This window comes from Zongyangia hominis, assembly GCF_014385095.1.
Taxonomy (GTDB): domain Bacteria; phylum Bacillota; class Clostridia; order Oscillospirales; family Ruminococcaceae; genus Zongyangia; species Zongyangia hominis.
In genome coordinates, this window is the sequence record NZ_JACRTC010000001.1 from 690,998 (window position 1) to 703,794 (window position 12,797).

Annotated in this window: 10 protein-coding genes; all 10 read right to left on the minus strand. The window is 58.4% G+C overall.

The genetic code is table 11. The features are described from left to right. Positions 1-28: 28 nt before the first annotated feature. Complete coding sequence (dtd, locus tag H8709_RS03120) at positions 29-481, minus strand: D-aminoacyl-tRNA deacylase (RefSeq protein ID WP_262396902.1); 453 nt, start codon at positions 479-481, stop codon at positions 29-31. 12 nt (positions 482-493) lie between these two features. Continuing rightward, positions 494-2,680, minus strand: a complete 2,187-nt coding sequence (locus H8709_RS03125; RefSeq protein WP_262396903.1) for a RelA/SpoT family protein — start codon at positions 2,678-2,680, stop codon at positions 494-496. Between the two features lie 5 nt (positions 2,681-2,685). Further along, a complete protein-coding gene (gene recJ / locus H8709_RS03130; protein ID WP_262396904.1) occupies positions 2,686-4,740 on the minus strand; it encodes a single-stranded-DNA-specific exonuclease RecJ in 2,055 nt (684 codons plus the stop codon). A gap of 174 nt (positions 4,741-4,914) precedes the next feature. Then, entirely contained in the window at positions 4,915-5,682 is a 768-nt protein-coding gene (locus H8709_RS03135; protein ID WP_262396905.1) for a hypothetical protein, read from the minus strand. 211 nt (positions 5,683-5,893) lie between these two features. Beyond that, positions 5,894-7,492 (minus strand): NAD(P)/FAD-dependent oxidoreductase, encoded by a 1,599-nt coding sequence (locus tag H8709_RS03140; protein WP_262396906.1) that lies wholly within the window; start codon positions 7,490-7,492, stop codon positions 5,894-5,896. Positions 7,493-7,561: 69 nt separating this feature from the next. After that, positions 7,562-8,833: a CdaR family protein gene (locus H8709_RS03145; RefSeq protein WP_262396907.1), complete on the minus strand. Its 1,272-nt coding sequence runs from the start codon at positions 8,831-8,833 to the stop codon at positions 7,562-7,564. Beyond that, positions 8,833-9,693, minus strand: coding sequence for a diadenylate cyclase CdaA (gene cdaA, locus H8709_RS03150; RefSeq protein WP_262396908.1), 861 nt, complete (start codon positions 9,691-9,693; stop codon positions 8,833-8,835). Before cdaA ends, H8709_RS03145 begins: the two co-directional genes overlap by 1 nt. A 190-nt stretch (positions 9,694-9,883) precedes the next feature. Next, positions 9,884-11,038, minus strand: a complete 1,155-nt coding sequence (locus tag H8709_RS03155) for an aminotransferase class V-fold PLP-dependent enzyme (RefSeq protein ID WP_262396909.1) — start codon at positions 11,036-11,038, stop codon at positions 9,884-9,886. 1 nt (position 11,039) lies between these two features. Continuing rightward, positions 11,040-11,267: a DUF3343 domain-containing protein gene (locus H8709_RS03160; protein ID WP_262396910.1), complete on the minus strand. Its 228-nt coding sequence runs from the start codon at positions 11,265-11,267 to the stop codon at positions 11,040-11,042. A gap of 269 nt (positions 11,268-11,536) precedes the next feature. Then, positions 11,537-12,718 carry a 2-C-methyl-D-erythritol 4-phosphate cytidylyltransferase gene (gene ispD / locus H8709_RS03165; RefSeq protein ID WP_262396911.1) on the minus strand — a complete coding sequence of 394 codons (1,182 nt, stop codon included), beginning with the start codon at positions 12,716-12,718 and terminating at the stop codon, positions 11,537-11,539. Positions 12,719-12,797: the final 79 nt, after the last annotated feature.

Below are 12,797 nucleotides of genomic sequence, written 5' to 3' on the forward strand. Positions count from 1 at the left end.
TTCTTTCGCCTTAAAATGGGCTGACGGCTTACATCAGCTCGTCGGTGTCCAGCACGATGGTCACCGGCCCGTCGTTTTCGATGGAGAGGAGCATGTCCGCGCCAAACTCCCCCGTCTGGACGTCCCGGACGCCCACCGCCCCCATCCGCGCGACAAAATAATCGTAGAGGCGCTGGGCGTGCCCCGGGTCCCCGGCCCTGACAAAGGAGGGGCGGCGGCCCTTCTTGCAATCGGCATAGAGGGTGAAGTTGGAAACCACGATCATGCCGCCGCCGATGTCGAGCAGGCTGCGGTTCATCTTGCCCCCGTCGTCCTCAAAGATGCGCAGGTTGGCGATTTTCTCGCACAGGTAATCGGCCTGTCGCTCCCCGTCTTCGCCGCACACGCCCACGAGCGCCATGAGTCCCTGGCCGATGGACGCCCGCTCTTCCCCGCCGATACGCACCCCGGCGCTTCTCACACGCTGTAATACGACTCTCATAAATGTCTCCTTTTACTGATAGGTTCTCTCAATGGATACCACGCCTTCGATTCGTTTGAGGGTGGCAATGATGCTGTTTAACTGTTCCACGCTCTTGGTACCGATGGTGACCTGGATCATGATGTGGTCGTCCTTCATCTCCCGCGCGTTGAGGGAGTGCAGCGGCACTTTCAGGTTTGTCAGCCCCACGCTGACGTCCACCAGCATGCCGTCCCGGTCCTCGGCGTAGATCTCGATGGTGGATTTAAAGGTGCCGCCGTCGGGCAGGCCCGCCCAGGTGGTCTTGACCCAGCGGTCCTGCTGGGTCTCGTCCTTCATGGCCGACTGGACGTTGATGCAGTCCCGCTTGTGGATGGAGACGCCGTAGCCGCGGGTGACAAATCCCACGATGTCGTCGCCGGGCAGCGGATTGCAGCACTTGGCAAACTTGACAAGACAGCTATCGAGTCCCTCCACGATAACCCCGCTCTGAGGCCTGCGCTCCCGTTTGGGCTTCATTGTCGGTTCAATCTTGGGCTGCTCCGGCACCCGGTATTTCTTCTGGAAGTCGTCCTTGATGCGGGGCATAATGCGGGAGAGGGAGATGCCGCCGTAACCGATGGCCGCGCAGAAGTCGTCGATGGAATTTAAGTGCTGCCGTTTGGCGATTTCCAACAAAAATTCCTTCATCTCCGCGTCGGGGAGGGAGATCAGGTTGCGTCTAAACTCCCGTTCCAGCTCGGCCCTGCCCTCTTCGATGTTCTCGTCCCGCTTTTCCCGCTTAAACCACTGTCGGATTTTGTTGCGGGCCTCGCTGGTCTTGACCATTTTGAGCCAGTCCCTGTTGGGGCCGTGGCCCTGGGCGTTGGAGGTGACGATCTCCACGATCATGCCGGTGCGCACCTGAAAGTCCAACGACACCTGGCGCCCGTCCACCTTGGCTCCGATCATCCGGTTGCCCACCGCGCTGTGGATGGCGTAGGCAAAGTCGATGACGGTGGAACCGGCGGGCAGGCTGATGACGTCGCCCTTGGGGGTAAAGACAAACACTTCCTCCGGGGCCAGGTCGTTTTTGATGGAGCGGACGATGTCCTCCACGTCGTCGGACTCCTTCTGCACCTCCAAAAGCTGGCGCACCCAGGCCAGACGCTCGTCCAGCTTGTCCGATCCGCTGACCCCGGCTTTATATTTCCAGTGGGCCGCGATGCCGAATTCCGCCGTGTGGTGCATATCCCAGGTGCGGATTTGCACCTCGAAGGGGATGGCCTCCTTGCCCACCACGGTGGTGTGCAGGGACTGGTACATGTTGGGTTTGGGAGTGGAGATATAGTCCTTGAACCGGTTGGGAATGGGGCGGAACATGTCGTGGATGATGCCGAGAATATTGTAGCATTCGATCACCGTGTCCACGATGATGCGGATGGCGTAGACGTCAAAGATCTCCTCAAACGAGCGCCCCTGCATGTACACCTTGCGGTAGATGCCGTAGATGCTCTTAACCCGCCCTTCCACATAGGGGTTGTGAAAATCACTGGAAAGGCGCTCGATAATCCGCTCCTTGATGGCGTTTAAAAACTGCTGGCGGTCGTCGTTGCGCATCATGAGGGCCTGCTCGATGCTCTCGTAGCCGATGGGGTCCAGATACTTTAAGGAGATGTCCTCCAGCTCCTCCTTGATGGCCCGGATGCCCAGGCGATGGGCCAGCGGCGCATAGACTTCCATGGTTTCTAAGGACTTGTCCCGCCGCTTCTGTTCGGGCAGGGCTTGGATGGTGCGCATGTTGTGGAGCCGGTCGGCCAGCTTGATGATGATGACCCGCACGTCCTGGGCCACCGCCAAAAGCATTTTGCGCACGTTTTCCGCCTGCTGCTGCTCCCTCGACGAGAAGGGAATCCGTCCCAATTTGGTCACCCCGTCGACGAGCAGCGCCACCTCGGAGCCAAACTGCTTTTCGATCACCGAGAGCTCCACGTCGGTGTCCTCCACCACGTCGTGTAAAAGCGCCGCGCACAGGGTGTCGGTGTCCATCCCTAAATCGATAAGCTCAATGGCCACGGCGATGGGATGGGAAATATAGGGCTCCCCCGATTTCCGGCACTGACCTTCGTGCGCCTCCACGGCGGTAGCATAGGCCTGGGTGATCTTTTCCAGATCATAGGACTTGGTGCTCTCACCCAGCTTCTTTTTTAAGTCTTCGACAGTATAAATCTTCGTTTTCATTCCCATCACCTCCCTGTGTTCTGCCGCAGCCGTTGTAAAATCCGGCTGTCGTCCAGATTAACTTTTGTCGGGTTCTTGACCGCACCCGTCAGTATTTTTCCGTTTTTCGCCACTTGGGCGGCCAGTCCCATTTCACACAGCACATCCAGCGCCACCCGCATCTTGGCGTAGTCCATTTTGTCCCCCACCGCGCGAACAAACAAAAGGTCCTCGCCGTAGGCGACAAACCTTTTTTCCCGCAGAAAGCGGTAAACGTAGGCAATTTCTTCCCGGGTGGGGGCGAGCTTCGCCCGCTCCTCTGCGGTCAGTTCCTTCCCACGCCGGTAGTCGTCATAGAGGGTGCGGGTCGCGAAGAGCCTCTCCTCCCGCACGCCGCTCGGGCGGATGTCCCGGATTTTGACCGAAAGCTGTTCTACGCCCCGATAGGAGCTTATTTCACAGCTGACCGCCACGTCCACCATATCCCCCGCCGCATATTCGAGCCGATCGGGGCTCATGCCGAAGTAGAGGGCGTAAAACGCCTCCTCGCCCTTCGTAAGCCGGATTTTACAGTGCTTGCCCTCGGACAGAGGATAAACCTTGTCCACCTTGACCCCCTGTACGCCGAAGAGGGGCGAAGGGTTGCCGGCGCCGTAGGGCTCCAGCACTTCCAGGGCTTTAATCTTCTGCACCGTCAATTCAGAAGGGGTGAGCAGGTGGTCGATCTGTATGCTCAGCGGCGGCATTTGAGGGAAATTCTCATCACAGTAGGAGACAAAGTCCCGCTCAAAAAGGGGGATGTCGTCGGTGTAGAGAGAAAACCCCGCCGCCAGGTCGTGCCCGCCGAAGCGGGTCAGATGGGCGCTGGTCTGCCCAAGCGCCTGGGCCATCGGAAAGCCCTCCACCGAGCGGCCGGATCCCCGGGCCACATCTCCCTCGGTGCTGATGAGAAAACAGGGTTTGCCGTAGCGCTCCACCACCTTGGACGCCACGATACCAATGATGCCGTGGTGCCACTCCTCCGACTCAAGCATGATGACCTTCTGATAGCGCTTTTGCGGGTCGCGCTCCAACTGCGTCCGGACTTGAACGGTGATCTCATTGCCCAAGGCTTGACGTTTCCGGTTGAGTTCGCTCATCTCCTCTGCCAGCCGCGCGGCCTCCTCCTCATCTTCACTCAACAATAGTTCCAGCGCCTTGGCCGTCTCCCCCAGCCGCCCGGCTGCGTTGATTCTCGGCACAATGCCAAAGGCCACCGATTCGCTGGTCAACTTTTCTCTATCGAGGCCCGCGCTCGACAAAAGGGCGCTCACCCCCATATTTTCGGTTGTTTTCAGTATTTTTAAACCCTCTTTTACAAGAAGTCTGTTTTCTCCGTCCAGGCTCACCACATCGCCCACCGTGCCGATGGCCACAATATCGCCGTAGTGCTCCATCATGCCCCAGCCGTCGTCCCCATCCAGAGCGCACAGGAGCTTAAAGGCTACGCCCACGCCCGCCAGATTCTTGTAGGGACTGCCGCAATCGGCCCGGTGGGGGTCCACCACGGCGCAGGCGTTGGGAAGGACCTCGGGGGGCTGGTGGTGGTCGGTGACCACCACGTCGATGCCAAGGGTCCCGGCGTAGGCGATTTCCTCCAAGGCGGAGATGCCGTTGTCCACCGTGACGATTAAGGACGCGCCCCGCTCCTTGATGCGGTCGACGGCCCCTTTGTTGAGGCCGTATCCTTCTCCATCCCGGTCGGGGATATAGCGGAAGACGTCCGCGCCCACATTTTCCAGATAGGTGTAAACCAGATAGGTGGCCGTCATGCCGTCGCAGTCATAGTCTCCATAGACGGCGATGACCTCGCCCTCCTCTACCGCGCGCTGAATCCGCTCCACCGCCTTGTCCATATCTTTAAGCAGAAACGGGTCGAAAAAGGTCGGGCTGCCCTCTAAAAACCCCCGGATTTCCTCCTGTGTCCCGTACCCTCGGCCCAGGAGCACGTCGCAGACGAGCTCGTCCACACCCAATGCTTCCCCCATCTGCCGGGCTCGGTTGGGATCGCTGCGGGCCACCTTCCATCGTTTTAATTCCAATCTATGTCCCTCCACAGCGCCCTTCTCGCGCGCTTCATTTCCCCCGCATACAAAACCTCTCGCGGTTGCGTTTATCTCTCTTTCAAAAGGCATAAGGATAGATATTAATTTTACCACAACATGTCAGAAACTTCAACAAAAGGGAGGCGGCATTCCCAGCCGCGCTCCCTCTTTTTAGAATAACACCGCGTCATAAAGCGACAAAAGCTCATCATCCACCGTGTCCCGTCCCAGCTTTTCCAGCTCCTGCATCCTCCGGGTCCTGTCTTTTTCCGGCGCGGGCTGACTAAAGCAAAGCTGGGCGTGGGAATCGTTTCGGATGATCTGGCGCATGGCGCCGCACATGATCTCGTTTTGCCTCTCCAGCTCATTTTTGGGGGCATAGGGAGTAAAACCAATGCAGAGCATCCGGTCCACCCCGTCAAATTTGAGGGGATAGGTGGGATAACCCACACGGTAGGTCGGGTCCCCATACCTGCTTTTTCCAAAGGCCGGGCAGAGCGCTTGCACCACCCGTCTGACATCCTGCTCCTGTTCCAGAAAGCACGCCCATTTTTCTTTCTCAATTTCCCTCTCCCCTTCCAGGGAGGAAAAGGCGGTCATATACTCCCGGGCCCGGTCTTCTGTCACAATGCTCACCGCCGTGGGACATTCCGCCAGGGTATGAATTCCCTGGCGGAAAATCAGATGCAGCAGTCTTCTTTTCCACCCGAAACGGAAAAGAAAGGGGAAAGCGCTCTCTTCCCCCATATATTTTTGCCGCAAAACCATGAGCGCCTGCTCTTCGGGGCATCCGCTGGCAAAGAGCAGCGCAGGCGCCACGAGCCCTTGGGAGGCGCTGACATGGGAAATGTCAATGCCGTTTTGTTTCATCTGGCTGAGCGCGCAGTAAATCGTCAAATCACCGATGCCGCATCCCGACAATGCAACACCTATTTTCATGAGGCAGTCCCTTCTCCGCGCAGGGTAAAAATGTCATGCGCCATCCGGCCTCCGTGCGTGGGACAGACAGCCGGACCAAATCCGCCGGAACTTCCCGCTTCCGGCTCCTATGCTATTGTACGAAAAACAAGGGCCGTCCCGTTCCTGCGCCGGCCCACTTTCCCACACATTTCTTCCGCAAAAAAGACAGCCGCAACAGCGGCTGTCTTTTCTATACAAAGGGGGCGTACCTGCCCATGATCTCCTGGGCCACCCGGATGCCGTCCACCGCGGCGCTCATGATGCCGCCCGCGTAGCCGGCGCCCTCTCCACAGGGATAGAGGCCGCTGACGCTGATGGATTCCAGCTGATCCCCCCGGGTTATCCGCACCGGGGAGGAGGTACGGGTCTCCACGCCGGTGAGCACCGCGTCGGAAGCGGCAAAGCCCCGCAGGCGGCGGTCCATCTGCAAAAGCCCCTCCCGCATCAGGGAGGTGACGGCCGGCGGAAGCAATTCGTCGAGGGAAGCGGGCGTGACGCCCAGGGCGTAGGAGGGCTCCACCCGGCCGAAGTCGGCGCCGGGCTTGTGTTCCAGAAAACGGCCCACCGTCTGCACCGGCGCCCGGTAATTCCCGCCGCCCAGCCGGAAAGCCGCTTTCTCCAAGCGCTCCTGGAATGCGATAGGGTCTTGGGGGCGGTACCCGAAGTCTTCTCGGTCCACCGAGACCACCAGGGCGGCGTTGGCGTTTTCCCGGTCACGGGCAAACTCGCTCATGCCGTTAGTAACCACCGTGTCCCGCTGGGAGGCGGCGGGGACCACCGTGCCCCCCGGACACATGCAAAAGGTGTAGACGCCCCGATCCCCTTTGCGGTAGGAAAGCTGGTATTCCCCCACCCCCACCATGGGACTCCCCGCGTAGTCGCCGAAGAGAGCCTTGTCGATCTCACTTTGCAGGTGCTCAATGCGCACGCCTACCGAAAACGCCTTGGGTTCAAAAAACACTCCGGCCTCCATGAGGGAAAAGAAGGTGTCTCGGGCGCTGTGGCCGATGGCCAGTACCGCCGCCTGGGCCTGTACCGGCTGGTTATCAATGAGGAGCGCATGCAGTCTGCCGCCCCGGCAGTCGATGCCGGTGAGGCTCTTTTCAAAGTGAATTTCCCCGCCGAGGGAGATGATCTCCTGACGAATCTGTTTGACCACGTCCCGCAGCTTGTCCGTGCCAATGTGGGGCTTTGCCTTTTTACTAATTTCCGCCGGCGCGCCGTGGCTCACTAGCTCTTCCAGCACAAAATGACACCGGGAGTCCGAGATGCGGGTGGTGAGCTTGCCGTCGGAAAAAGTGCCGGCGCCCCCCTCCCCGAACTGTACGTTGGTGTTTTCGCTCAGTTCGCCCGTCTTCCAAAAGCGTTCCACCGCTTCCACCCGGCGCTCCACCTCACAGCCCCGCTCGTAGATGACCGGCCGGTAGCCGTGGCGTGCCAGGAGGAGGGCGGCAAACATGCCCGCCGGCCCAAAGCCGATGATGACTGGGCGCTCCCGCAGCTTTCTATTGCCAAAGCGCACCTCCAGCCGCTCGCGAGGCTTATAGACCACCTGGCTGTTCCCCGCCCGGGCCGCGACCCTCTCTTCCAAGCCGGCGTCCCCGAGCTCCACTCCCACCGAGCAAACCAGCGTCATATGTTCCCGGCGCCGGGCGTCCAGGGAAGTCTTCATCACATAGGTTTCCCGCACCTGTCGCCGGGATACCGGCAGCAAAGACAAGGCCTTCTCCACCGCCGCGCCGGTGTCCTCCCCCGCGGGAATTCGCACGGAAGAAATGACAATGGGCATCTCTTCCCCTCCTTTCCAAGATAAAAACAGCTTGCCGTCTGAGGCGGCAAGCTGTTTTGGTTTGATCGTTTAGCCCTTGGCCGTCACAATGACCACCACCGAGTAATCGCCGTTGGCCCACACCAACTGCTTGCCCGGAATCACAATCTTGACCGGGACCTTGAACTGGCCCGCCGCGATTTCGCTGCCCGAGAGGTCCACCTCGGCCACAATGTCCGTCGCCGCCAGATTTTCCATGATGGAGGCGTCTCCCACAATCTTCACCTTGGTGATGGACTTGGTGCTCACCTTCACATCGAAGTTGGCCGGCGCGTTGACTACGTTGATGTTTTTGACCGTGAACTCCCTGGACGTCAGGTTCTCATTGGTGAAGTCCGCCGTCACCGTGTTGATGTTCTCAATATTGATAAAGCCGGACGGCAGCTGCACGTCATAGGAGAAGGTGCTGCTCACATCCAATTGGCTAAAGTCCACATAACCCAGATGGATTTCGCTCATGTTGTCCACCGTGTCGGTGGGGCCGGCCACCTGAATCGTTTCGTTCGATAAGGTATAGGCCAGCGAATCTATGGGGAATCCGTCGGGCATGTTGAGGAAGTCCAGCTTCACCGGCAGTTCCTTCTTCTTGAGGATGGGAATGGTCACTTCCACCGTGCCGTCGTCCACACTCATGGCGATGGAGGAGTTTTCGATCGGGTTTCCTTCCTTGTCCACCAGGGTTACTTTTCCCTGGATAACTTTGGATTCCCGCAGCGTTTCATCCAGCTCCGCCTTCACCACACATTTGGCCACCTTGGACACGTCGTTTTCCGGGCCGGTGATGGTAATTTCCGACGGATTGGCGTAGGGCTGCTCCATCATATACCCATCGGGCACCGTAACGCCGGACATGTCCACATCCAGCTTGATGGTCTTGTTGGAGAGCCGGTCAAACCGCACCCGGACCGTCTCAGGCTTATTGGAAATGATCTCGAACTCCTTGCTGGCGTCCTTTTTGGCCACCTGGATTTTGAGGTCGTAGCTGCCCGGTCCAGTAACGCCGGCCAAGGAGGCGGTGGCGACGATGTCGTCCGCCGTCAGGCTACCCACCACGTACCGCTTGCCGGTGACCCAGACGTCCACCGTGTTATCGCTGCCGGACACCACATCCAAGCCCAGCTTTCCAATGGAAGTGGACTGGATGTCGATATTCACCGGTACCTGGGTAATTTTCCCGTTCTTTTCGGGGCTGACGGTGAAGGCCACCACAAACCAGGTGACGATGGCCACCACAAACGCGAATACCCAGACGAATTTTATGTTATCAAAGAGCCTTCCCAGGCTGAATTTTTTCAGTTTCATTATTTTTTCACCCTCCAAAACGCCAGCTTTCTCTCACCGTTGGCACCGTTTTGGTCCGGCAACAGCTCTTTTTCCAGCAGCTGGCTGAGCGTGTGGGCGTCAAAGCCACGCTGGAGGTTGCCGTTCATGGCCACCGAAATGACCCCGGTCTCCTCCGAAACCACGATAACCACCGCGTCGGAGTTTTCACTCATGCCGATGGCGGCCCGGTGGCGGGTTCCCAGCTGCTTGCTGATTTCATTGGTGGTGGAAAGGGGCAGGAAACAGCCCGCGGCATAGAGCTTTCCTCCCCGGATGATCATGGCGCCGTCATGCAGCGGCGAATTGGGAAAAAAGATATTGCCGATGAGCTCGGCGCTCGGGTCGGAGTTGATGACCGTGCCGGTTTTGATGATTTCGCCCAGCTTAGTCTGCCGCTCGATAACCATGAGCGCGCCGATTTTTTGGCGCGACAACGACGCCGACGCATTACAGATCATGGAAATCGCGGTCCGCCATTTCCAGACCGATTCTTCCTCGTCCATATTGCCGGCGCCGAATACGTTAAAATTGGAGAGCTTGGTGCGGCCCATCTGCTCCAGGGCCCGCCTGAGCTCGGGCTGAAACACCACCAACAGTGCGATCATACCGTATTCAAAGACATACCGGAGCACAAAGCTCACCGTTTTAAGACCCACCTGCTCGGCCAGTAAATAGGAAACCGCCAGCAGCACAATGCCCTTGACCAGCTGCTCGGCTCTCGTTTCCCGCACCAACTTTACCGCCTTGGAAATCAGGTACGCGACAATAACAATATCCAAAATGTCGACGATGGTCACCGTCTTCAAAATACTGATGACTGAACTCCAAAATAATCCCATAGCAATACTTCCCTTTATTTTAACGTCGCGGCCATGGGCCGCGTCAGATCATAGCACAAGCTGTAAACGGGAGAATGCCGCTCTCCCCTTCCGCCCCACCGGCAGGTAAAAACTTGCATTTGTATCATTCTAACACATTTGGTTTTTAAACGAAAGTACCCCGTCAGGTTTTTACATAAATTTCATGCAATTATCTTTCCCGCTTTTGCAGGACTTTTTTCACAGCGCCGAGCAGCGCCCCAATGTCGCCCGCGGTGGTGAAAGCGGAAAGGCTGGCCCGGATGGTCCCAATTTCCACCGTACCCAGCTTCTGGTGGGCCAGCGGCGCACAGTGGTAGCCCCCGCGCAGCGCGATGCCCTGCTGATCGAGCAGTTCCACCGCGGTGGAACTGTCAAGGCCCCTCAGGTTAAAGCAAAGAACCGGCACATAGTGCTCGTTGTCCGGGCGCTTTGTGTAGAGGATGACATCCTCCATCTGGCTGAGTCCATCATAGAGCATCCGGGTCAGCTGCATCTCCCGCTTGTGGATTTTTTCCACCGACTCCTTTTGCAGAAAGCGGATGCCCGCCCCCAGTCCGATGATGCCGGCTGTGTTGACAGTCCCGCTTTCAAACCGGTCCGGCATAAAGTCCGGCTGGTTATAGTCTAGGGAATTGCTGCCCGTTCCTCCCGCCATGAGGGGATTTAGCTCATCGCCCCGGTCGGTGATGAGCGCGCCGGTGCCCGACGGACCATAGAGGCATTTGTGTCCGGCCATACACAGAAAGTCGATCTGGCATCGCTGGATGTCGATGGGCAGCACCCCTGCCGTCTGGGCAGCGTCTACTAAAAATAAAATGCCGTAGCGCTTTGCCAAAGCCCCAATTTTTTCAATGGGCAGGCGTACGCCGCAGACGTTGGACGCATGGGTACAGGCAATGAGCCGGGTTCTGGAAGTGATTTTGGAGGCAAAGTTTTCCACCGTCTGGTCGTCATCCCCCTCCGCCACATCGGCAACGCTGTAAGTGATGAGCCCTTCCACCGCCAGCTGATGCACGGGACGCAGCACCGAGTTATGTTCAAAGGTGGAAATAACCACATGGTCCCCTCGCCGCAGGATTCCCTTGATGGCCGTATTGAGCGCCTGGGTGCAGTTTTGTGTGAAGACCACGTTGGTCACATCATAGGCATTAAAAAAATCGGCCAGCGCCTCACGGCAGTCGTAGACCTTTTCTGCCGTGTTGACGCTCATCTTGTGGCCGCTCCTCCCGGGGTTGGCTCCATAGGTGGTGAAAGCGGACTGGACCGCCCGGGCCACCGAGGGAGGCTTGGGAAAGGTGGTTGCCGCGTTATCTAAATATACCATATTAGTCAGCCCTTTCGTACAAACCGACGATGAGAATCCGGTTTGTCCTGAGTAATTCCATCGCCCTTTCCACGTCCCCGTTTAGGACTTTGAGCCCATAGGCACATCCTCCGTTTTGGTTATAGTTTTGTATTCTCTCTATATCACAGCGGATACCGTTTTTTTGCAGCAGCCGCTGGCCTTTCATCGCCAAGGTAACCGAGCTGAGCATGATCACCGGTTTTCCCATGGAAAAAGACCTCCCGGTAAAACAAATTGCCGCGGCGTGTCCTATCTTTCCGGCCCGCAGACTTTTCCCGCGTAGGCAGACAACACCGCGGCTTTTACATCATATGCGCGTCCGAGGGAAGGGTGTGTCCCATTTTCCACCGCCGAAGCGCCCACGCTGCCTGTTCATTTCCGATCGTCGGAGTTTGTAGGCCCCCCTCTTCCGCTTTCTGCATTGCGCCTCATACAAAAAAGAGCCGGCTGATTTCTCAGCCGGCTCTTTTTTGTTCATCAGTCGCGGGGAATAAGCAGGCAAACCGCGTGGGCCGCCATCCCCTCTCCCGCCCCGGTAAAACCGAGGCCCTCTTCGGTGGTGGCTTTGACGGAAACACGCCCTTCCTCCACCCCGCACAGGGCGGACAGACGCGCTCTCATGGCCGGGATAAAGGGGGCGAGCTTGGGGGCCTGGGCCACGATGGTGGCGTCCACATTGCCCAGACGATAGCCCTGTTTTTGTACCATGGCCATCACTTCCTCCAGGAGCCGGCAGCTGTCGGCTCCCCGGTAGCGTTCCTCGGTGTCGGGGAAATGCTGCCCAATGTCCCCCAGCGCCAGGGCGCCGAGCAGCGCGTCCATGACGGCGTGGGTCAGGACATCCGCGTCCGAATGTCCCAAAAGCCCCCGGCTGCTTGGCACCTCCACCCCGCCGAGAATGAGGGGACGGCCCTCTATGAACCGGTGTACATCGTAGCCGTGGCCAATTTTCATCATGGCGTCCTCCCTTTCTCCTCTTCCCGACACAATGGCCTGGGCTACCTGCAAATCTTCCGGAGTGGTGATTTTGATGTTTTCATAGCTTCCTTGGGCTAAATACACCCGTTCCCCCATCCGCTCGACGAGCTGGCAGTCGTCGGTAAAGGATCGCCCCTCCCGTGCCGCCTGGGCCAAGGCGCTCTGATAAAGCCCTGCGGAAAACACCTGGGGGGTCTGGGTGAGCCACAGGGTGTCCCTGTCGGGAGTGTAGGCGATGCTTCCGTCTTCGGCGGCCACCTTGATGGTATCCTTGACCTTCACCGCCGCGGTGCATCCGCCTTTCTCCGCCGCCAAAGTGAGACAGCGGGTGATGGTGTCCCCGTCCACTAGTGGGCGGGCCCCATCGTGAATGCAGTAATACGCCGCCGTCGGATCGGCCGCCCGGACGCCGTTTTGCACCGACGCCTGCCGGGTCGCCCCGCCCGCCGTCACAGCGGCCAGCTTTTGTATGTGATACTCCCGTGCCAGAGCCCGGGTCTTTTCGACATCGCTTTCCCGCACCACGGCCACAATTTCCGCAATACCCGGGTGCCGCTCAAAGGCCAGCATACTTCTCACGAGCACCGGAATTCCGCCTACGGATACCCACTGCTTGTCGATCCCCTCCATGCGGCTGGCAGAGCCTGCCGCCACTACAATTGCCGTCACTTTTTCTCCCATTTGCTCCCCAACCTCTGTCTTTATATTAACTCCAATATAGCATAACTGAGGAAAAATGAAAAGCGCCCCGGGAAAAGGC

Coding starts and splice junctions, on each gene's coding strand:
- H8709_RS03145 (WP_262396907.1), bottom strand. CDS start 8,833: ATGAAACTGAAAAAATTCAGCCTGGGAAGGCTCTTTGATAACATAAAA.
- H8709_RS03155 (WP_262396909.1), bottom strand. CDS start 11,038: ATGGTATATTTAGATAACGCGGCAACCACCTTTCCCAAGCCTCCCTCG.
- ispD (WP_262396911.1), bottom strand. CDS start 12,718: ATGGGAGAAAAAGTGACGGCAATTGTAGTGGCGGCAGGCTCTGCCAGC.
- H8709_RS03140 (WP_262396906.1), bottom strand. CDS start 7,492: ATGCCCATTGTCATTTCTTCCGTGCGAATTCCCGCGGGGGAGGACACC.
- H8709_RS03135 (WP_262396905.1), bottom strand. CDS start 5,682: ATGAAAATAGGTGTTGCATTGTCGGGATGCGGCATCGGTGATTTGACG.
- H8709_RS03125 (WP_262396903.1), bottom strand. CDS start 2,680: ATGAAAACGAAGATTTATACTGTCGAAGACTTAAAAAAGAAGCTGGGT.
- H8709_RS03160 (WP_262396910.1), bottom strand. CDS start 11,267: ATGGGAAAACCGGTGATCATGCTCAGCTCGGTTACCTTGGCGATGAAA.
- cdaA (WP_262396908.1), bottom strand. CDS start 9,693: ATGGGATTATTTTGGAGTTCAGTCATCAGTATTTTGAAGACGGTGACC.
- dtd (WP_262396902.1), bottom strand. CDS start 481: ATGAGAGTCGTATTACAGCGTGTGAGAAGCGCCGGGGTGCGTATCGGC.